Below are 19,754 nucleotides of genomic sequence, written 5' to 3' on the forward strand. Positions count from 1 at the left end.
TGCCGGTCCGGCACGGAACCGGCGGCTTTGACCGCCCTGCATTATGCGTAGCATGGCGATTTGTTTCAGAAAAGACGTTTTGACGCTCTGCGCGCAAGGTCGCCCCGCAGGCGGGCGCAGGGTGTCAAATATCGGTCACTTCATAGCTGCGCATGATGCCAGTCGTCGCCTGTCCCCATGCACTGGCCTTTACCCGTCGCTGATGGGCGTCAAATGCCGCGCGGGTCGTGAAACGCTCGGACACAGTCCAGACAAGCGGGTCTGCATCTTGCGTCACATCGAATTGCAGGCAGCCTGCTTCGGCGCGCGACAGGCGGATATGTTCCGGCAGGTGGCGGCGCACAATTTCAGCCTGCGCGGCATCTGCGCAACGCAGCACACCGTGAAGCACGACAGGCATTATTCCAGTTCAATCGTGCCGGGGGGTTTGGACGTGCAATCATAAAAGACACGGTTGATCCCGCGCACTTCATTGATGATTCGCGTGGATGTTTCGCCCAAGAATTCATGCGTGAACGGATAGTAATCCGCAGTCATGCCGTCCACAGACGTTACCGCCCGCAATGCCAGCGCGAAATCATAGGTGCGCCCGTCGCCCATGACGCCCACGGTGCGCATGGGCAGAATGGCAGCGAATGCCTGCCAGATGTCATCATACAGCCCATGGCGGCGGATCTGGTCGATATAGACCGCATCCGCACGGCGCAGGATTTCCAGCTTCTCGCGCGTGATTTCACCGGGGCAGCGTATGGCAAGGCCGGGGCCGGGGAAGGGGTGGCGGCCAATGAATTTTTCGGGAAGCCCCAGTTCACGCCCCAGCGCGCGCACTTCATCCTTGAACAATTCGCGCAGCGGTTCCACCAGTTTCAGGCCCATCTTTTCAGGCAGGCCGCCGACATTGTGGTGGCTTTTGATGGTCACGGACGGCCCGCCGGAAAAGCTGACCGATTCGATGACATCGGGATACAGCGTGCCTTGGGCCAGAAATTCCGCGCCATCAATCTGGCTGGCGTATTTCTGGAACACATCAATGAACAATCGCCCGATGATTTTGCGCTTGGTTTCCGGGTCGGAAACGCCGTCCAACTCGCCAAGGAACAGATCGGCCTCATCCGCGTGAATCAGCGGAATGTTGTAATTGTCGCGGAACATGGTCACGACTTCTTCGGCCTCGTTCAGGCGCAGCAGGCCATGGTCCACGAACACGCAGGTCAACTGGTCGCCGATGGCTTCGTGTATCAACACGGCCGCCACGGAACTGTCGACGCCGCCGGACAAGCCGCAAATCACCTGCTTGTCGCCCACCTGTTCGCGGATGCGCGCAATCGCCTCATCCTTGTAGGATGCCATCGTCCAGTCGCCGGTGAACCCTGCCAGCCGGACGAAATTTTCGTAAAGTTTCGCGCCATTGGGGGTGTGGTGCACTTCGGGGTGGAATTGCACGGCAAAGAAATTTCGTGACGGGTCGGCGGTAATCGCAAAGGGCGCACCGGGCGATGTGCCGAATACCTGAAATCCGGGCGCGATGCGGCTGACATGGTCACCGTGACTCATCCAGACCTGTTCGCGGCCATCCGCGAACCACCCATCCAGCAAGGGCAGGCGGTCGGCGGCAGGCGTGACATATGCGCGCCCGAATTCGGCAGTGCCATGGCCGGTTTCAACCAATCCGCCCAGTTCCTGCATCATCACCTGTTGGCCATAGCAAATGCCAAGGACAGGCACGCCAAGCGTAAACACCGCTTTGGGTGGGCGGGGGGACCCTGCACGCGTGACCGAATCAGGGCCGCCCGACAGGATGATCGCCTTGGGCGCGAATTCGGCCAGAAATGCGTCGTCCACCTGCTGATAGGGGTGGATTTCGCAATACACACTCAGTTCCCGCAGGCGGCGCGCGATAAGCTGCGTGACCTGAGAACCGAAATCGATGATCAGAAGGCGTTGATGCTGGGTCATGCCGCCCCGATTAAGTCAAGCCTGCGCGCCCTGCAAGGGCCTAAAAGGGGTATCACGCGTCAATGCACAGGATTTGCAGGTCGGCAACATTCGTGCCCGTGGCGCCCGTCACAAGCAGATCATCGGCCAATTCCAGCGCGTGGTAGCTGTCGTTATTGGCCAGCAGTGCCGCCGGATCCCCCCCCGCCGCCCGTATGCGCGCCAGCGTGTCGCCATCGACCACCGCGCCTGCCGCATCTGTCGGGCCATCGCGCCCGTCCGTGCCGCCCGACAAAAAACGCCAGCCTGCAACGCCGTCCAGCGCGGTGGCCACCCGCAGCGCCAGTTCCTGATTGCGCCCGCCGCGCCCTGTGCCTTGCAGCCGGACGGTCGTTTCCCCGCCAAACAGCGCAACACGCGGCCCGCCACCATCGCGCACCGTCTGCACAATGCGTTCTGCGGCGCAGCCCACATCGCCGGTCAGTGCATCTGAAAGGATCAAAGCGCCGTCACAGGCGCGCGCCATTGCATCTAGGGACATACGATTCGACCCGATCAGCCGGTTGTCGGCATCGGGCAGGGGAGATGTGTCCTCGCGTCTCGCCAGTGCATCGCGCGCGGCCTGTGGCAGGCGGTCCCATAACCCGGACGTGGCCAGCAGCGCGCGGACCTCATCGCGTGTGGCAATGGGTGCCACAGTTGGGCCGGATGCAATGGCGCGCAGATCATCCCCGATGACATCTGACAGAATCATTGCCTGCACCTGTGCAGGTGCCGCCATGCGCAGCAACCCGCCCCCCTTCATGCGCGACAGGTGCTGGCGCACGGCATTCATGGTCACAATATCCAGCCCCGCGCCCAGCAGCAGATCATTGACCTGTGCCTTGTCCGACAGCGACAGGCCGGCCACAGGTGCGGGCACCAGTGCCGAACCACCACCGGACACAAGCACCAGCACAACGTCTTTCGCGCGGGTTCGTGCCAGCATTTTCTGTATGGCCAGTCCCGCCTGCATTCCGTTTTCATCAGGAACAGGATGGCCCGCAGCCATCACGCGCGCCCCGTCCAGCGATTCGGCGTTTTCATAGTTGGTCACCACAAGGGCTGCATGTGGTGCGGGCAAAACCGACAATGCGGCCTGCATCATGGCGCGGGCGGCCTTGCCTATGGCCAGCACATAAAGCCGCGCGCCATCGGGCAGATGCAAGGGCGCGTCGGCCAATGCGTCGCACACTGCCGCATGCGGGTCAGCGGCACGCACGCCCGTTTTGAAAAGCCGGGTCATCTGCACGCGGGTCAACATTTTGTCCCCCTCCTTGACATGATAGCGCTATCTGCGCGTCGCCCCCTTTTGCCACTGTCGCGCGGAACGGCACAACCCGCTTTCGGTTGGCGGTGGGCCGCAGGGCTTGCTATAGGGGCGCGACGCAACGCATAATCTGACCGGTCCAAGGGAGTAATCATGTTTGATCTGACAGGAAAAACCGCGCTGGTAACTGGCGCATCGGGGGGTATCGGTGCCGAAATTGCGCGGGCGCTGCATGGCGCTGGCGCGGTGGTCGCGCTTTCGGGCACGCGCGAAGGTCCGTTGCAGGAACTGGCGCAGGATCTGGGCGAACGCGCGCATGTGCTGCCTTGCAACCTGTCGGAACCGGACGCTGTCGAAGCCCTGCCAAAGCGCGCGATCGAGGCCATGGGCAGCCTGGATATTCTGGTCAACAATGCCGGTATCACCCAAGATAACCTGTTGATGCGCATGAGCGATAATCAGTGGCAAAAAGTGCTGGATGTGAACCTGACCGCCGCCATGCGGCTGATGCGGGGCAGTTTGCGTGGCATGATGAAAGCGCGCTGGGGGCGGATTGTGAATATCAGTTCCGTCGTGGGGGCAACCGGCAATCCGGGCCAGACGAATTATGTCGCGGCCAAAGCGGGGCTGGTCGGCATGTCGAAAGCGCTGGCGCAGGAAGTTGCCTCTCGCGGGATCACGGTGAACTGTGTGGCGCCGGGCTTTATTGCGACGCCCATGACCGATGCGCTGAATGACGACCAGAAAGCGGCGATCAATGCGCGCATACCAGCAGGCCGTATGGGCAGCCCCGCCGATATTGCCGCCGCAGTGCTGTATCTTGCCAGTCAGGAAGCGGGCTATGTCACGGGGGCGGTTGTTCATGTTAATGGTGGCATGGCGATGGTCTAAGCTGCGCGCTTGCGGTGGCGCGGCGCTGTGCTATGAAAGTGAGAGAGCCGGTTTTCAGAACCGCAATACTCTTGACCTGCGGGCTTGAAGGCCCTATTGGGCGCGCAACACACCGCCGATTACTGGCGGATTGGGGACATTTCAGGCCGGATACCGGCGAAAAACCGAGAGGAAGAACATGAGCGATATCGCAGATCGTGTGAAGAAAATCGTTGTCGAGCATCTTGGCGTCGAAGAAGGCAAGATCACCGAAGGCGCGTCCTTCATCGACGATCTGGGCGCAGACAGCCTTGATACCGTTGAGTTGGTGATGGCGTTTGAAGAAGAATTCGGCATTGAAATTCCTGATGATGCCGCCGAAAATATCCAGACTTTTGGCGATGCAGTGAAATTCATCACGGAAGCTGCCTGAAACTTCCGTTGTTTTCAGAATATGAAACGCCACCCCAAAAGGGTGGCGTTTTGCGTTTTTTCGCCCCAGACTGATCGGCAGGTTCCCGCAGCTTGCCGCTTTGTGAGCAATCACGCCATGCTCAACCCTTTCCCTGCGGGCCAAATCCCGCTATCAGAACGATAATATGGGCTTGCAGACAGAAGAGAGGGCACATGCGCAGGGTTGTCGTCACAGGGCTTGGAATGGTTACACCGCTGGCTTGCGGCGTCGAGGAAACATGGGCGCGCCTGTTGGCGGGCCAATCGGGCGCAGGCACGATCACGCGCTTTGACGCCAGCCATCTGACCACCACCTATGCATGCGAGATTCCGCGCGGTGACGGAACCGACGGGACATTCAACCCCGATGACTGGATGGAACCCAAAGAGGCCCGTAAGGTCGATGAATTCATCCTCTACGGGGTTGCCGCCGCCGATCAGGCCGTGCGCGATTCCGGCTGGATGCCCGAAGATGAAGACAGCCGTTGCCGCACGGGTGTGATGATCGGATCGGGCATAGGCGGGCTGTCCAGTATCGCAGAAACGGCAGTGCTGCTGAAAGAACGCGGGCCGCGCCGGGTGTCGCCCTTCTTCATTCCGGGCGCGCTGATCAACCTGGTGTCGGGGCATGTCAGCATCCGCTTCGGGTTCAAAGGCCCGAATCACGCAGTTGTCACGGCCTGCTCGACGGGCGCACATGCCATTGGCGATGCCGCGCGCCTGATTGCGTTTGGTGATGCCGATGTCATGGTTGCAGGCGGGGCCGAAAGCCCGATTTCGGAAATCGGCATTGCCGGGTTCAATGCCTGCAAGGCGCTGTCAACAAAACGGGCCGACGACCCCAAAGCCGCCAGCCGTCCCTATGATGCGGACCGCGACGGTTTCGTGATGGGCGAAGGTGCCGGTGTGGTGGTGCTGGAAGAATATGAACATGCCAAAGCGCGCGGCGCCAAAATCTACGCCGAGGTGTTGGGCTATGGCATGTCGGGTGATGCCTATCATATCACTGCCCCGTCCGAAGATGGGGACGGTGCCCTGCGGTCGATGAAGGCCGCAGTGGCGCGCGCGGGCATTCACCCGTCAGAACTGGATTACATCAACGCGCATGGCACATCCACGATGGCGGATGTGATTGAATTGGCCGCGGTCGAAAGACTGTTGGGCGACAGTGCGGCCAAGGCCACCATGTCGTCGACAAAATCGGCGATCGGGCATTTGCTGGGGGCCGCGGGTGCGGTTGAAGTGATTTTCTGCATTCTGGCAATCCGTGACCAGATAGCGCCGCCCACACTGAACCTTGACACGCCCGCTGTGGAAACCCCGCTTGATCTGGCCCCGAAATCCGCGCGTAAACGTGACATACGGCTTACGTTGTCCAACAGCTTCGGCTTCGGTGGCACGAATGCCAGCCTGATCCTTGGAAAGATTGACAACTGATGGTGCGCCATATTGTAGCAAATGCCCTGACACTTATGATTGTTGGCCTTGTTGGTGTGGCAATCATCATTTCGGCAGGTAAGCGGCAATTTTCTGGCCCCGGCCCGTTGTCGCAGGCGGTGTGTTTTCGTGTGGAACCCGGATCATCGCTGCGGGTTGTATCGCGCGGACTGGCCGAGCAGGGCGCCATCGCATCCGAGCAGGTGTTTCGCATCGGCGCACAATATAGCGACCGCGCGGACCAGTTGCGCTTCGGGTCATATTTGGTTCCCGAAGCGGCCTCGATGGATGAGATACTTGATATTCTGACACGCGGCGGGGCGTCGACATGCGGCAGCGAAATCCAGTATCGCATCGGGGTAACACGCATCGAGACATTGGTGCGTGAACTGGACCCCGCGACGCAACGGTTTGAAACCGTTGTGCAATTTGAAGCGGGGCAGGAACCGCCTGAAGAATATGCAGGTTTTGCGTCCCAGTCGGATATGCAGTATCGCGTGACAATCGCCGAAGGCGCAACCAGCTGGCAGATTTGGGAAGGGGTCCGTCTGGCCGAATTTCTGGACGGCGAGGTGGGCGATGTGCCGCCGGAAGGCATGCTTGCCCCTGACAGTTATTCTGTCACACGCAATTCCGACCGCCAGACCCTGCTTGCGGAAATGCAAACTCGACAAGACGCCATTCTGGCACAGCTTTGGGACAATCGCGCCGAAGAACTGCCTTATGACAACCCGCAAGAAGCGCTTATCATGGCGTCCATTGTCGAGAAGGAAACCGGCGTGGCCGATGAGCGCCGCCAGGTCGCCAGTGTCTTTGTAAACCGCCTGCGCATGCCGATGCGACTGCAAACCGACCCGACCGTCATTTACGGGATCACCGAAGGGCGCGGCGTGTTGGGGCGTGGCCTGCGGCGGTCTGAACTTGACGCTGTAACGCCTTATAATACCTACCGTATTGACGGCTTGCCGCCGACGCCCATTGCCAACCCGGGGCGCGCAGCCATTGCGGCGGCGCTTGACCCTGACGACACACCATATCTGTATTTCGTGGCCGATGGCACAGGGGGCCACACGTTCAGCACAAACCTTTCGGATCATAACAGCGCTGTTGCCCGCTGGCGCGAGATCGAGGCCGAAATGCGCGAACAACAACAGCCTGATTGAGAGCTTTCGCATAGGTCACATGGAAAAGGGGCGCTTGAAAGCGCCCCTTTTCAGTATGTTGCAGCTTGTTCTTAACTTATGAACAGCGCTGAACGCGCTTAGGCCAGCATGGTGACCGGGTTTTCCAGATAGGCGACCACTTCTTTCAGGAATTCAGCCCCTAAGGCCCCGTCAATGACGCGGTGATCCACCGAAAGGGTCATCGACATGACGATCGCCACCTTCAATTCGCCATCCGCACCGACGACGGGTTTTTTCACGCCAGCCCCAACGGCCAGAATGGACCCGTGCGGCGGGTTGATGACGGCATCGAAATTTTCAATCCCGAACATGCCAAGATTGGACACGGCCATAGCACCGCCTACATATTCATGCGGGGCCAGTTTCTTGTTGCGCGCACGTCCGGCAAGGTCTTTCATCTCTGCCGACAGGGCAGACAGCGATTTCAGATGCGCATCTTTCAACACGGGCGTGAACAACCCGCCTTCGATGGCAACGGCAACCGCCACGTCTGACGGCTTCAGCCGCAGAATCCTGTCACCGGCCCAGACTGCATTGCAATCGGGAACGGCCTGTAGGGCCATGGCACAGGCCTTGATGATGAAATCATTGACCGACAGTTTGACACCGCGCGATTCAAGCTGCTTGTTCAGGTTGGCGCGGAACGCCATCAGCGCATCAAGCTGCACATCGCGGCGCAGATAGAAATGCGGGATGGTTTGTTTGGCCTCTGTCAGGCGGCTGGCGACTGTCCGGCGCATGCCATCCAGCTTGACCTCTTCATAATCGCGCCCTTCATACATGCGGGCCACCTGATCTGCGCTTGGGCCAGTCGCCATTGCGGCGGCCTCAGTGGGGGCTGCACTGGCTGCGGGTTTCGCGTGGTCCAGATCGGCCTTGACGATACGGCCATGCGGGCCGGACCCTGAGACTTGCGCAAGATCAATTCCCTTGTCGGCGGCAATACGCCGCGCAAGCGGCGAGGCAAAGATACGCTTGCCGTCCTTGGCCGGTGTGGGGGGGGCGGCCGCGGCGGAGGCCCCTGCGGGGGCCGCCTTCGCGCCCGCGTCAGCCGCAGGTGCGGCTTCCGGCGCATCAGCGCTGGCGGGGGGGCTGGCGGTCTGGATGTCATCGGCGCTTTCGCCATCTTCCAAAAGCACGGCGATGGGGGTGTTGACCTTCACCCCCTCGGACCCGGCCTCTATCAGGATCTTGCCGATGATACCTTCATCCACGGCTTCAAATTCCATCGTGGCCTTGTCGGTTTCAATCTCGGCCAGAATGTCGCCGGAGGAGACGCTGTCGCCTTCCTTGACCAGCCATTTTGCAAGCGTGCCTTCTTCCATCGTGGGCGACAGGGCGGGCATCAGGATTTCTGTAGGCATGTGTTCCCTCCCTTAACGATAGGTGACTTTGCGCGCGGCCTCGACCACTTCGTCGGTGGTGACCAGCGCAAGCTTTTCAAGATTGGCGGCATAGGGCATGGGCACATCCTTGCCAGTCAGGTTGATGACCGGCGCATCCAGATAGTCGAATGCCCGTTCCATGACGACCGACGTGATGTAATTGCCGACCGAGCCTTGCGGATAGCCTTCTTCAACCGTGATCAGACGGTTGGTTTTCATGACCGAGGCAAGGATCGCATCGGTGTCCATGGGCCGGATCGTGCGCAGGTCGATGACTTCTGCACTGATCCCGTCCTTGGCCAGACGTTCGGCCGCTTCCAGCGCATAGGTCATGCCGATCCCGAAGCTGACGATGGTGACATCCGATCCTTCGCGCCAGATTTTGGCCTTGCCGAAGGGCACGGTGAAATCATCGAGCACAGGCACATCAAAGCTGCGTCCATACAGGATTTCGTTTTCCAGAAAGACAACCGGATTGGGGTCGCGGATGGCTTGTTTCAGCAGGCCTTTTGCATCGGCTGCGGAATAGGGCATCACGACCTTCAGGCCCGGAATCTGGGCATACCATGCGGCGTAGCACTGGCTGTGCTGCGCGCCCACGCGTGCGGCAGCGCCATTGGGGCCACGGAACACAATCGGACAGCCCATCTGGCCGCCGGACATATAAAGGGTTTTCGCCGCAGAGTTCAGGATCTGATCAATCGCCTGCATGGCAAAGTTGAAGGTCATGAATTCGACAATGGGGCGCAGGCCCCCGAAAGCCGCACCAACCCCGATACCGGCAAAACCGTGTTCGGTAATCGGCGTGTCAATCACGCGGCGGGCGCCGAATTCGTCCAGCAACCCTTGGGTAATCTTGTAGGCGCCCTGATATTCGGCGACCTCTTCTCCCATGATGAAGACTTCGTCATGGGCGCGCATTTCTTCGGCCATGGCGTCGCGCAGGGCTTCGCGCACAGTCTGGGTTTTCATCTTCGTGCCATCGGGCCAGTCTGGGCTGGTATCGGGCGCGGGCGCAGCAGGGGCGGCGGCCTTCGCGGGGGCCCCTTCGGGGGCCGCCTTGTCAGCCGCGTCAGCCGCCGCGGGCGCAGATGTTGCGATATCATCCGCGCTTTCGCCGTCTTCCAGCAGCACGGCGATGGCGGTGTTGACCTTGACCCCTTCGGTGCCTGCGTCAATCAGGATCTTGCCAATGATCCCTTCATCGACGGCCTCGAATTCCATCGTGGCCTTGTCGGTTTCAATTTCTGCCAGAATGTCACCGGCGCTTACAGTATCGCCTTCTTTCACCAGCCATTTGGCCAGTGTGCCTTCCTCCATCGTGGGAGAGAGTGCGGGCATCAGTATTTCGGTTGCCATGTTTCCTGTCCCCCCTGTCAAGCGTTCTGCGGCACGCTGGATGCGTAGATGTCGGTCCAAAGTTCTTCCAGCGCGGGTTCCGGGCTTTCCTTGGAAAATTCTGCCGCCTCGTTCACGACGGCCTTGATTTCCTTGTCGATGGTCTTCAGGTCATCCTCGCTGGCATGTTTGCCCTGCAACAGCAGGTCGCGCACATGCTCGATCGCGTCGCGTTCCTCGCGGATTTTCTGAACCTCGTCGCGGGTGCGGTATTTCGCAGGGTCCGACATGGAATGCCCGCGATAGCGGTAGGTCATAACCTCAAGAATATACGGTCCCTTGCCTGCGCGGCAATGTGCGACAGCCTTTTCGCCAGCCGCCTTGACGGCAAGCACATCCATACCGTCCACTTCCTCGCCCTTGATGCCGTAGGCTGCGCCGCGTTCCCACAGGCTTGGGGATTTGGTGGCGCGCTGCACGGATGTGCCCATGGCGTATTTGTTGTTCTCAATGACAAAAATCACCGGCAAATCCCACAACATGGCCATGTTATAGGTTTCATAAACCTGGCCCTGATTGGCTGCACCATCGCCGAAATAGGTGAAGGTGACGTTGTCATTGCCCTTATACATGTCCGAGAACGCCAGACCTGCGCCAAGTGGCACCTGCGCGCCGACAATGCCGTGCCCGCCATAGAAATGCTTTTCCTTGGAGAACATGTGCATCGAGCCGCCCTTGCCCTTGGAATAGCCCCCTTCGCGCCCGGTCAGTTCGGCCATGACGCCCTTGGGGTCCATTCCGCAGGCCAGCATATGGCCATGATCGCGGTAGGATGTGATGCGTTTGTCGCCTTCTTTTGCTGCGGCTTCCAGACCGACAACAACGGCTTCCTGCCCGATATACAGGTGGCAGAACCCGCCGATCAGGCCCATTCCGTAAAGCTGACCTGCCTTTTCCTCGAATCGGCGGATCAATAACATGTCGCGGTAATATCCCAGCAACTCTTCAGCCGAGACGTTTGATTTCGCGGCAGTTTTCCGTGTGGCCATAACTGGCAGCCCTCCCGTCAAAAGTGATAGTTCAACGTTAAACAATTAAATAGCGCAATTTTTTACAGGTTGCGAGTGTTTTTCGAAAAAACGGCTATGCACCCTGAGAATGCCCGCTAACGGGCATGAAAAATCATCAGTACAGGGGGGGATCAGCAGGGTTTGGCGATCAGCAGGTCCGCAGGGGGGGCGCGCATCAGGTCGCGGGCATAATTGCCAAGACTGTCAGCTTTTTTGCCTGAATCGCTGCCAATAACAATCAGATCAGGTTGCAGTTCATTGATGCGAAATTGAAGCACTTCATGAACACCACCGGGCACGATTTCGGGCATATTCAACTTCGTAGGCAACCCGTCCATGCGCATGAACGCCTCTCGCAACAGCATGGTCTGGGTCATGGCGGCACTTTCTTCGGCGTCGAAGTTGGGCAGTTTGTCCTTCAGCGACAGTTGCAAGGCGTGAATGGCGTTAAATTCCGCATCTGGCGCAAGGCGTCCGGCCGTCGCCAAGGCTTGTGCGGATGCAGGCGCGAAGGTGATTGCGCCCAGCACACGACGATAGGGCAGTGCGCCTGCGGTATGGGCAATCAGAACCGGACAGGTCACCGCAAGCGTGATGCGTTCCATGGTGGTCAGGCGCAACGTGTCCAGCACGGCGCGCACCTTATGCAGACCCAGAACCACAAGATCGGCCGATATGTCATGTGCAGTCCGGGAAATGATATCCTCGACCGAACCCGATGCAATGACCTGATCTATTGCGACATCAGAATATTGCTGTCTGATTTGCGCAAAGGCGGCTTCGATCTTGCTTCTATCGCTGGGGTTTCTGCGCAATCTGAAACGTGCGACTGTCCCGTTGCGTTCGGGAATGGCGTGCGCCAGAACAACCTTTGCCCCCAGCGCACGCGCCAGTGCGGCCGCACGCTCGGGGGCTGCTGCTGATCGTTTTTTCAAGTCCGTTGCTACAAGGATCGTTTTTATGGCAGCCAACGCAGGGTCCCGTCATGCACTGAAATTATGGGATGCACTCATAGCAGATCAGATCAAAGCCGTCACTTTGCTTTCGTGGCCTTCGGTCAGGAACGTGTGAAAATCATGTCGCGCATTGGCCCGGACAGCATATCTGACGACATTTCCTGCGCAAAATGGGGTTTGTGGTTCAAATTCGGATAGCGTGCTTCCAGATCGGATTTCAGCGCAGCAGGCAACCGGGTCACGGCGGCGCGCGACACCAGCATGCTTTCCATTGGCACGCCTTCTGCATAGATGATCTGATGCGCGTCAAATGCCAGACTGTAATAATCCACAAACCCGCCCTCATTCTGGGTGATCCCCGCTGACCCGACAAGGTGATGCGCCTGTAGCAGCACTTCGGCGCGGTGGCCCAGCCGTTTGTCCCCCCGCTGATAGACGAAAATACGTTGGCGGGGGGCAAGTTTCAGACTGCGCAGATTGCCCATCCCGCCTTCGGGAATGACAACCGGGGCAAACGCCCCATAGCCGCGCAAGGTGACCTTGCCCAGCCAACGCACCGGTTGCGCGCCATGATCACGCGTCAGCACCATGTCGCCTTGATCCAGCTGCTCGATGGGGACAAGGCTGCCATCGGCCATGGTCACCCGTGTTCCCGCCCCGAAGCATCCATGGACGATTTCGGACAAGCGCAGTGCGGTGTCCGTGGTGTCGATGTCTATCAGGGAATAGCTGGTGCCTGCGCGTATGGGGCTAAGCGGCAAGCCAAATCGCCGCCCGTCTATTGCAAGCAAGATCACATCAAGAATATCGCCATCCTGCGCCATGAACCGCAACTGGCACAGGGGGCTGACTGTCGTGTTGCCGGGCAATATATGCGCATGGTCTTCCACCACTGTGATTGTGGTGCCAAGATGTAGGGTCAGCGGGTGAAAAGTTCTGTTGGGCTTCAGGTAGTATATGTCCCCAAGCGCGCATGTTTCCGGCGGGCCAAGGGCGTCACCCTCGTTTATGCCCCAACTGACCACAAAGTCATTCGCGGAAAACACTTCGCATTCGTATTTCGTCCCTGACATGCCGTACCTTTGTCCCAAATCTTCCTCTCTTCAGATGCGAAACGCGTGCAACATCCGAAAGTTTCGACGATTGATCAAATTGGGATTAATGTCTTGCCCGCTCGAATAACCTGCGCAAAGGATGTTCCGCTGATCGGCAAAACTGGGACTTATCCCGTGCGCGGCATGGGCGACAGCATAGATATGAATAATGCAATAGCAAGCATGTCAGGAAAGAATTATCATTGGCGTCGGACATCACCGACGCCAATGCGCGGGGCTGGGATATGGGCTGATTGCAGTCTGGGCCTAGTTCACGCGGGTCCAAAGCTGCTCGCGGCATATACCAATCACACACCCTGAAACCCCAAGTTGATTTGGGCGCAACTCCATTCTGGAATTATAGGTGCGGTCGCGATCGGGCGCGTAGACGCGGCCATTGCGGTACTGGCCATCCCCTTGCGGTTCCATATCCCAGACAATGGCGCGCCCGATATTGGGCGAGTCGATCTGCTGCGCGTTGCCATCAAAGGCCGCGACCAGCCCGCCACAGATTTTTCCGTTGGAACAGGTCTGTATCTGGACATGGCCGAAATTCCCGTTGTCATCGGGGGCTGTTTTCCAAAGCCCGTGTGCCGGATCTGCCAGCGCAGGTGCTGCAAGAATGGCCAGCAGGGCCGCCGCGAGTGCTGTCTTGTGCATGTTTACTCCTCCCTGAGTGGGACAAGTTTTGTCCTATTGCGTTTCTGTGGCAAGCACGACCTCGCGTCAGGTATGCAGCAAGTGCCGCAGCAAAAAGGCGCCCGCGAAGGCGCCTTTTCGTCGGTTTGCAGTGATGCCCGTCTAGCCGCGGGGTTCGCTTAGCAGCCCCTTGATCAAGGCATAGCACGCCAAAATCAGCACAACCGCGAAGGGCAGACCCGTTGATACAGATGCAGCCTGAAGCGCGGCCAACCCGCCGCCGATCAGCAAGGCCGCTGCAACCAGCCCTTCAAAGATCACCCAGAATACGCGCTGGCTGACGGGTGCATTGATCTTGCCGCCCGCAGTGATGGTATCGATCACCAGCGACCCTGAATCCGACGATGTCACGAAAAACACAATCACCAGAATGATCGCAATCGTTGACGTGATCGCTGCCAGCGGCAGTTCAGACAACATCCCGAACAGCGACAGTTCCGGCACATAGGCGTCGATGACATAGCCATACACCGCGCTTTCGGACACAGTGTTGATCAACTGGTCGATCGCTGTGCCGCCAAATATCGTCATCCAGATGGCGGAAACAATTGTTGGTATCAGCAACACGCAAGTGATGAATTCACGCACTGTGCGACCACGGCTGACACGGGCAATAAACATACCCACGAAAGGCGACCAGCTGATCCACCACGCCCAGTAGAATGCGGTCCAGCCTTGGCGGTAGCCGTCATCTTCACGCCCGACCGGGTTGGACAATGCACCGATTTCGCTGAAATACGCGCCCAGATTGCCGAAGAACTGGGTCACCAGCGTCAGCGTCGGCCCGACCAGCAACACGAAAGCCATCAGCAAGATAGCAAGGCCCATGTTGATTTCCGACAGCACTTTCACACCGCCATCAAGCCCGCGCAACACGGAAATCAGCGCCATGCCGGTGATCACCGCAATCAGGATAACCGATGCCGTGACCGTATCATTGATGCCTTCTATCCCGAACACAAATCCTATACCCGCAGATGCCTGCTGCGCGCCCAGGCCCAATGATGTGGCCAGCCCGAACAGCGTTGCAAACACGGCCAGAATATCAATGATATGGCCCGGCCAGCCCCAGATGCGTTCGCCGAAAATAGGGTAGAAGATAGACCGAACGGTCAGCGGCAGCCCCTTGTTATAGGCAAACAGCGCCAGCGACAGCGCAACAACCGCATAGATGGCCCAAGGGTGCAGACCCCAGTGATAGATAGTCGCGGCCATCGCCGTCAGGCGTGCAGCCTCGACCGCGGCCGGGTCGGCCAGGACGCCGTCCACAATGCCAATGTCGCGCATCAGCGGTTGATCGCCCCATGGCGTGCCGAAGTAATAGACAGGTTCGAGCACCCCAAAGAACATCAAGCCAATGCCCATGCCGGCGGCAAACAGCATCGCGAACCACCCTGCATAGCTGTAATCAGGCGTCGCATCGACACCGCCCAGCCGCACCTTGCCCAAGGGCGACACCAGAATGCCCAGACAGACCAGTACGAACAGGTTGCCTGCCATCAGGAAGAACCAGTCAAAACTGGATGTCAGGAACCCGCGCAAATCGGTGAACAGGGGGCCAATCTGGTTCTGAAAGGCCAGTGTGATAATCACGAACGCCGCCACAACCAGCCCCGAAACCACGAAGACAGGATTGTGGATGTCCAGCCCGAAGGCGCCGATTCTCGGGGTTATGTTGTCCTGACCGACTTCATAATCGGTGTCGATGATGTCGGACGCCCCTTCAGGTTCCGGCAATGCGTCAGATGGTTCCGTCTGTTGATTTTCATCGTCATGTTCTGACATTTTTTTCTCCGGTTTCTGTGACGGGCGCGGGGGGAATGCCGTCCTGTACCCGCGCTTTCGCGATGATGATGCGTCAGCGGCCCGTTGGCCTAGCGCACCAGAAAGACCGATACGTTGGCGCGTGCGGCAATCGTGTCGCCATGCCCGGCCCACACATAATCCAGTGCTGTGGGGGCATGGGTCTGCATCACCACAAGATCGCCACCAAGATCGTCAATGGCAGCAAGCAGCGTTTTGTCCGTATCTATGGTCGGGTCGGGGCTGATACGGGCAGATGCACTGCTTTTCAGCCCATGTGCCGTGCCTTGCTCGTCCGCAAAGGCCCGTAGTTTGGCTTCATATTCTTTGGGGTTATGGGCCAACGCACTGGGCGTTGTGCCGGTTACGCCGACAAAGCAGATTTCAGCTTTGTAGTGATTTGCCAGATCAATCGCGGTCTGTAGCGCCTTGGACAAATGGTCGACATGCGTCAGGTCGACCGGAAATATCACTTTCCGATACATGGTCCCTCCTGCTGTCATTAGGGGACAGGTTATGATGATTGGGTGGTTAATGGTAACATGGGTGTGAAGGGGCTTTGCAACCCCTGCGGCGAAAAAATGTGCAATTCCGACATAATAAGGCACGGCGCATCCGCTTTCACATTGTCCGTTCCGGTGCTAGATCTGGCGCATACCATAACGGGAGGCATCATTATGGATCTTGGAATTTCAGGAAAACGCGCGCTGGTTTGTGCCAGTTCCAAAGGCTTGGGGCGCGGCTGCGCCGAGGCACTGGCCGCAGAAGGCGTGCATCTGGTGATGAACGCGCGCGGGTCCGACGCGTTGGAAAAGGCCGCCGCCGACATTCGTGCGGCGCACGGCGTCGAGGTGGTGACGGTGGCCGCAGACATCACCACCGAAGACGGGCGCGCGAAGGTTCTGGCCGCTTCGGGCGATGTGGATATTCTGGTCAATAACGCCGGTGGGCCACCACCGGGCATGTGGACCGACTGGAACCGCGACGATTTCATTGCAGCACTGGATGCCAACATGCTGACCCCGATTGCGCTGATCAAGGCATTGGTGCCGGGCATGATGGAACGGGGCTGGGGCAGGGTGGTGAACATCACCTCTCAATCCGTGAAATCGCCGATACCCGTTCTGGGGCTGTCAAATTCCGCCCGCGCGGGCCTGACAGGCTATGTCGCAGGCACATCGCGTCAGGTTGCGGGCAAGGGGGTGGTCATCAACAACCTGCTGCCGGGCATCCATGACACCGATCGCGCCACATCGCTGGATGGGGGCGTGGCCAAGGCCGAAGGTATCAGCATGGATGCGGCGCGCACCAAACGACAGGCCACAATCCCAGCCGGCCGCTATGGCACCGCACAGGAATTCGGCGCGGCCTGCGCGTTCCTGTGCTCGCAGCATGCAGGTTTCATCGTGGGGCAGAACCTGTTGCTGGACGGTGGCGCGGTGAACGCAACCTTGTAGCACTAGGCGGCGCGTGGTTCCGTCGGCATGTGTCGACGGGCACCGCGCTACGAAAGGCAGCGGGTGTGCGAACACCCGCCTTTCGGGCATCGTCCATTCCCCACGTTTACACCCGTGCGCCAATTCGTTTGCTGAATGTCCAAGGTGGCACCGATTGGTGACCCCGACAGGATTCGAACCTGTAACCTGCCCCTTAGGAGGGATTCATTCATTTTCCTAATCTTTCTTTGTTTTCGTGTGCTTGGGCTTTTCGTCAGGGGTCGGCTGTACATAGTTTGTACGAAACCGCGCTCTAACATCGGCCTCATCGGTCTCAGCATGGGCGTAAATGCGCATGGGCAAATTGGGGTCTGACCAGCGCCCGGCCTTGGACGCCGTGACCGGATCAACGCCTTGCCGGACCACAAGCTCGGTGAAGAACCCGTGCCGCCCTGCGGGGTGCGCCGACAGGTAAGGGATGCCCGCGCGCTTGCAGATCGTCTTCCAGCGGTTGTTGTAGCCGGTCGGGCTGCCATAGCCGAAGACGCGGGGCGACAGGAGCGCCCCGGTCTTGAGATTCTTGGGTCGCTTGGGCTTCAGTGCCACCAGTTCGCCCATCATCTGCGGCGAGACGGTGATCCAGCCTTCTGGGTGTCCCTTCTGTGCCTTCACCCGCACTTCGCAGGTGGCCGGTCGCAGATCATCCGGTTCTATGGACACTGCCTGATCAATCCGCGCTGCGGTTTCGAACATGAACCGCACCAAGGCCGCGTTGTAAGGATCGCCTGCGGCACAGAATGCCTCGATCCAATCGCGTGTCGCGGGGATGCGCTCGATCCGGCTAGGCTTGCGCCGCCGCTGATCCTGCGCGATCCGCTCGAACTTGTCGTAACGCTTCACGCGCAAAAGCGGGGTGCCCTTGTGCTCATGCGCGTTGTTGATCACCGCCCGTGCTGGCGTCACGATCTCACGCCACCAAGTATCGGTGCAGGCATTCGGCTTAAGCTTGCGGCCAAGGCTTTTCAGCAGAGCGCCCGTGATCGAACCCAGCGGCATATCCCCGATCTCATCGAGGATCGGCAAAAGCTGTTTTGCAGTCTTGGCAGACGGGTGGTAGAAATCGACCGCATCGGCAAAGCGCAGACTGTGCTCTTCCCCGATCAGGTACTTGCGGACCTGAAGCTGCGTTTCGTCGTTTATCCAGTCCCGCGCGCCAGCTTCAGTAGTCGCTCGCGTGCTTTGGCGGTATGGACCGGCGATCGGTCGGCCATTGTATTCAACCCAGCCCTTGACCCAGAAGACGGAGCCACGCTTGTAGATTTCGAGCGGCATGCCTGTCCTTCCTCGAAGATGGTGTCAATTTGCGCGGGCGTGATCAGCATCGTGCGCCCCAGCCGGAAGAACGCGCCGGTGTCGTTGGCCTTTTCGCGCAGCGTCCGCTCGGAGATCTCGATCCCGTGAGTGGCCATGATCTCGACCCACTGGGCAGGGGTCTTGCCGATGGTCAGGATTTGCGAGCTTTCAGCTTTTTCTGTCTCCGTCACGCTGGTTATCCTTTTCGCTCTTGTTACGACTGCGGTTGCGCATGGAATCACTTGTTAAGCACCATCTGACGTGTTAAGATGGGATCAAACGTAAATATGCGTCATTTTGTGCGATAGTTGCTCAGGATGGCGCTGTGGTCAACCGGAAAACGCGCATGACGCGAGAGACATCGGACATTTTCGTGGCTATGGGGGCGCGTCTTGCGATCACCCGGAACGAGATCGGCCTGTCGCAAGCAGCGATGGCCGAGGCGATTGGCGTGTCGCACCGCGCCTACCACAGTTATGAAAAGGGAAAACGGGGCATTCCGGTAGAAGCGCTGGTCACGATGAACGACAACTTCGAAATTGATGTCGCATGGCTGTTGCTCGGTACAAAGTCTGTACGGGTGGCGCACGACATCGAGGCGCTCAAGGATTTCGAGTCTTCGCTGGACCGATACCTGACCGAGCAAAACATCAGGATCAAAAGCGAAAAGCGGGGGGCAATCGTCGCCCGCTGGTATCAATCGCATGTCGAGGGCCGCCAGGTCGCCACCGACGACGTGCACACATGGATCGAACTGGTAAGGGAATAGACTGTTGGAAAGACCGAGCAAAAAGTGGCAGGGTGTGCGTCGGGCGGTACTGGAACGGGCCCACAGCACAGCGATAGAACCACTCGCACCTTTGTATCCCGTCTACGCTGTTGTATGCGCCTGTTATTTGGCTGGATTCCTGCGCTTTCAGTTCTTCGGTAGTACAGTCGAATTCACTGTGATTACTGCGGTCCAGATCGTGATTGTTGCAATTGCAGGGGCGCTTGTGCCCTTCCTCACTGGCTCAGTTTTGACGCTGCACTTCGCCAAACGAAAACTACAACAGCTCGTATCTGACTGAGCAGCCACAGAAAACTTGGACTACCAATCGCGAAGCTGCAGGAGGCGTAGATGCACCGCAACCGCAACGTCTGCCCCACGCACCCGGGCGAACTGCTCCGCGAGGACGTGATCCACGCGACTGGAAAGTCCAAGGCAGAGATCGCTCGGATGCTGGGCATATCGCGCCAGCACCTACATGACCTTTTGGCCGAACGTAAACCGGTCAGCCCACAGGTCGCCGTGCGCCTTGCCAAGCTTTTCGGGAATGAACCGCTGTTCTGGATCAGGATGCAAGGTGCCTATGACGCCTGGCATGCGTGCCGGAACGTGGATGTTTCGGGGGTGCCGACGCTGATTGTGGCGGAATAACTGGATTAGGGC

Annotated in this window: 20 protein-coding genes; 7 read left to right on the forward strand and 13 right to left on the reverse strand. The window is 59.0% G+C overall.

All coding sequences use genetic code 11. From position 1 onward, the window contains the following. Window positions 1-124 precede the first annotated feature (124 nt). From P8S53_RS08775 to P8S53_RS08785, 3 genes are read right to left on the reverse strand one after another with little or no spacing between them, the layout of a single operon-like run. A complete protein-coding gene (locus P8S53_RS08775; protein ID WP_277803587.1) occupies window positions 125-400 on the reverse strand; it encodes a putative quinol monooxygenase in 276 nt (91 codons plus the stop codon). Next, window positions 400-1,956: a glutamine-hydrolyzing GMP synthase gene (gene guaA, locus P8S53_RS08780; RefSeq protein ID WP_277803588.1), complete on the reverse strand. Its 1,557-nt coding sequence runs from the start codon at window positions 1,954-1,956 to the stop codon at window positions 400-402. The genes P8S53_RS08775 and guaA overlap by 1 nt, the downstream gene beginning before the upstream one ends. A gap of 52 nt (window positions 1,957-2,008) precedes the next feature. After that, on the reverse strand, window positions 2,009-3,238 hold the full coding sequence (locus P8S53_RS08785) for a glycerate kinase (RefSeq protein ID WP_277803589.1): 1,230 nt from the start codon (window positions 3,236-3,238) through the stop codon (window positions 2,009-2,011). A gap of 159 nt (window positions 3,239-3,397) precedes the next feature. On the opposite strand from P8S53_RS08785, the gene fabG reads away from it, so the two are divergent. The 4 genes from fabG (at window position 3,398) to mltG (ending at window position 7,167) form a co-directional block, all read left to right on the forward strand. After that, entirely contained in the window at window positions 3,398-4,135 is a 738-nt protein-coding gene (gene fabG / locus P8S53_RS08790; protein ID WP_277803590.1) for a 3-oxoacyl-[acyl-carrier-protein] reductase, read from the forward strand. 178 nt (window positions 4,136-4,313) lie between these two features. Beyond that, a complete protein-coding gene (locus tag P8S53_RS08795; protein ID WP_274353283.1) occupies window positions 4,314-4,547 on the forward strand; it encodes an acyl carrier protein in 234 nt (77 codons plus the stop codon). Between the two features lie 194 nt (window positions 4,548-4,741). Further along, complete coding sequence (fabF, locus tag P8S53_RS08800; RefSeq protein ID WP_277803591.1) at window positions 4,742-6,004, forward strand: beta-ketoacyl-ACP synthase II; 1,263 nt, start codon at window positions 4,742-4,744, stop codon at window positions 6,002-6,004. After that, entirely contained in the window at window positions 6,004-7,167 is a 1,164-nt protein-coding gene (mltG, locus tag P8S53_RS08805; protein WP_277803592.1) for an endolytic transglycosylase MltG, read from the forward strand. Before fabF ends, mltG begins: the two co-directional genes overlap by 1 nt. 98 nt (window positions 7,168-7,265) lie before the next feature. On the opposite strand, the gene P8S53_RS08810 is transcribed toward mltG, so the two are convergent. The 8 genes from P8S53_RS08810 to P8S53_RS08845 form a co-directional block, all read right to left on the reverse strand. Then, entirely contained in the window at window positions 7,266-8,552 is a 1,287-nt protein-coding gene (locus P8S53_RS08810; RefSeq protein ID WP_277803593.1) for a pyruvate dehydrogenase complex dihydrolipoamide acetyltransferase, read from the reverse strand. Between the two features lie 12 nt (window positions 8,553-8,564). Continuing rightward, the gene (locus P8S53_RS08815) at window positions 8,565-9,932 is read right to left on the reverse strand and encodes a pyruvate dehydrogenase complex E1 component subunit beta (RefSeq protein WP_277803594.1); all 1,368 of its coding nucleotides are present in this window, start codon (window positions 9,930-9,932) and stop codon (window positions 8,565-8,567) included. A gap of 17 nt (window positions 9,933-9,949) precedes the next feature. Then, window positions 9,950-10,960, reverse strand: a complete 1,011-nt coding sequence (gene pdhA / locus P8S53_RS08820) for a pyruvate dehydrogenase (acetyl-transferring) E1 component subunit alpha (RefSeq protein ID WP_277803595.1) — start codon at window positions 10,958-10,960, stop codon at window positions 9,950-9,952. Between the two features lie 152 nt (window positions 10,961-11,112). Further along, on the reverse strand, window positions 11,113-11,952 hold the full coding sequence (locus P8S53_RS08825; RefSeq protein WP_277803596.1) for a universal stress protein: 840 nt from the start codon (window positions 11,950-11,952) through the stop codon (window positions 11,113-11,115). 86 nt (window positions 11,953-12,038) lie between these two features. After that, window positions 12,039-13,010 carry a Hint domain-containing protein gene (locus P8S53_RS08830; protein WP_277803597.1) on the reverse strand — a complete coding sequence of 324 codons (972 nt, stop codon included), beginning with the start codon at window positions 13,008-13,010 and terminating at the stop codon, window positions 12,039-12,041. 288 nt (window positions 13,011-13,298) lie between these two features. After that, a complete protein-coding gene (locus P8S53_RS08835) occupies window positions 13,299-13,691 on the reverse strand; it encodes a DUF2147 domain-containing protein (RefSeq protein WP_277803598.1) in 393 nt (130 codons plus the stop codon). A 141-nt stretch (window positions 13,692-13,832) separates the two neighbouring features. After that, complete coding sequence (locus P8S53_RS08840) at window positions 13,833-15,515, reverse strand: BCCT family transporter (protein ID WP_277803599.1); 1,683 nt, start codon at window positions 15,513-15,515, stop codon at window positions 13,833-13,835. An 89-nt stretch (window positions 15,516-15,604) separates the two neighbouring features. Beyond that, window positions 15,605-16,018, reverse strand: a complete 414-nt coding sequence (locus tag P8S53_RS08845) for a universal stress protein (RefSeq protein ID WP_277803600.1) — start codon at window positions 16,016-16,018, stop codon at window positions 15,605-15,607. Between the two features lie 192 nt (window positions 16,019-16,210). Between P8S53_RS08845 and P8S53_RS08850 the strand changes: the two genes are divergently transcribed. Then, window positions 16,211-16,990 (forward strand): SDR family oxidoreductase, encoded by a 780-nt coding sequence (locus P8S53_RS08850; RefSeq protein WP_277803601.1) that lies wholly within the window; start codon window positions 16,211-16,213, stop codon window positions 16,988-16,990. Between the two features lie 216 nt (window positions 16,991-17,206). Here the strand turns inward: P8S53_RS08850 and P8S53_RS08855 are convergent, their stop codons facing one another. Together P8S53_RS08855 and P8S53_RS21315 are read right to left on the reverse strand one after the other, a co-directional pair. After that, window positions 17,207-18,052: a tyrosine-type recombinase/integrase gene (locus tag P8S53_RS08855; RefSeq protein ID WP_306417902.1), complete on the reverse strand. Its 846-nt coding sequence runs from the start codon at window positions 18,050-18,052 to the stop codon at window positions 17,207-17,209. Between the two features lie 113 nt (window positions 18,053-18,165). Next, window positions 18,166-18,513 carry a hypothetical protein gene (locus P8S53_RS21315; protein ID WP_306417790.1) on the reverse strand — a complete coding sequence of 116 codons (348 nt, stop codon included), beginning with the start codon at window positions 18,511-18,513 and terminating at the stop codon, window positions 18,166-18,168. A gap of 155 nt (window positions 18,514-18,668) precedes the next feature. On the opposite strand from P8S53_RS21315, the gene P8S53_RS08860 reads away from it, so the two are divergent. Continuing rightward, window positions 18,669-19,091 carry a helix-turn-helix domain-containing protein gene (locus tag P8S53_RS08860; RefSeq protein ID WP_277803603.1) on the forward strand — a complete coding sequence of 141 codons (423 nt, stop codon included), beginning with the start codon at window positions 18,669-18,671 and terminating at the stop codon, window positions 19,089-19,091. A 351-nt stretch (window positions 19,092-19,442) separates the two neighbouring features. After that, window positions 19,443-19,742: a HigA family addiction module antitoxin gene (locus P8S53_RS08865; RefSeq protein WP_277803604.1), complete on the forward strand. Its 300-nt coding sequence runs from the start codon at window positions 19,443-19,445 to the stop codon at window positions 19,740-19,742. The last annotated feature ends 12 nt before the right edge of the window (window positions 19,743-19,754 follow it).

The organism is Roseinatronobacter sp. S2 (assembly GCF_029581395.1).
In the GTDB taxonomy this organism is placed as follows: Bacteria; Pseudomonadota; Alphaproteobacteria; order Rhodobacterales; family Rhodobacteraceae; genus Roseinatronobacter.

Excerpts from the sequence above, each read along its gene's own strand:
- P8S53_RS08775 (WP_277803587.1), bottom strand. The coding sequence starts at position 400 with ATGCCTGTCGTGCTTCACGGTGTGCTGCGTTGCGCAGATGCCGCGCAG.
- guaA (WP_277803588.1), bottom strand. The coding sequence starts at position 1,956 with ATGACCCAGCATCAACGCCTTCTGATCATCGATTTCGGTTCTCAGGTC.
- P8S53_RS08785 (WP_277803589.1), bottom strand. The coding sequence starts at position 3,238 with ATGTTGACCCGCGTGCAGATGACCCGGCTTTTCAAAACGGGCGTGCGT.
- fabG (WP_277803590.1), top strand. The coding sequence starts at position 3,398 with ATGTTTGATCTGACAGGAAAAACCGCGCTGGTAACTGGCGCATCGGGG.
- P8S53_RS08795 (WP_274353283.1), top strand. The coding sequence starts at position 4,314 with ATGAGCGATATCGCAGATCGTGTGAAGAAAATCGTTGTCGAGCATCTT.
- fabF (WP_277803591.1), top strand. The coding sequence starts at position 4,742 with ATGCGCAGGGTTGTCGTCACAGGGCTTGGAATGGTTACACCGCTGGCT.
- mltG (WP_277803592.1), top strand. The coding sequence starts at position 6,004 with ATGGTGCGCCATATTGTAGCAAATGCCCTGACACTTATGATTGTTGGC.
- P8S53_RS08810 (WP_277803593.1), bottom strand. The coding sequence starts at position 8,552 with ATGCCTACAGAAATCCTGATGCCCGCCCTGTCGCCCACGATGGAAGAA.
- P8S53_RS08815 (WP_277803594.1), bottom strand. The coding sequence starts at position 9,932 with ATGGCAACCGAAATACTGATGCCCGCACTCTCTCCCACGATGGAGGAA.
- pdhA (WP_277803595.1), bottom strand. The coding sequence starts at position 10,960 with ATGGCCACACGGAAAACTGCCGCGAAATCAAACGTCTCGGCTGAAGAG.
- P8S53_RS08830 (WP_277803597.1), bottom strand. The coding sequence starts at position 13,010 with ATGTCAGGGACGAAATACGAATGCGAAGTGTTTTCCGCGAATGACTTT.
- P8S53_RS08835 (WP_277803598.1), bottom strand. The coding sequence starts at position 13,691 with ATGCACAAGACAGCACTCGCGGCGGCCCTGCTGGCCATTCTTGCAGCA.
- P8S53_RS08840 (WP_277803599.1), bottom strand. The coding sequence starts at position 15,515 with ATGTCAGAACATGACGATGAAAATCAACAGACGGAACCATCTGACGCA.
- P8S53_RS08845 (WP_277803600.1), bottom strand. The coding sequence starts at position 16,018 with ATGTATCGGAAAGTGATATTTCCGGTCGACCTGACGCATGTCGACCAT.
- P8S53_RS08850 (WP_277803601.1), top strand. The coding sequence starts at position 16,211 with ATGGATCTTGGAATTTCAGGAAAACGCGCGCTGGTTTGTGCCAGTTCC.
- P8S53_RS08860 (WP_277803603.1), top strand. The coding sequence starts at position 18,669 with ATGACGCGAGAGACATCGGACATTTTCGTGGCTATGGGGGCGCGTCTT.
- P8S53_RS08865 (WP_277803604.1), top strand. The coding sequence starts at position 19,443 with ATGCACCGCAACCGCAACGTCTGCCCCACGCACCCGGGCGAACTGCTC.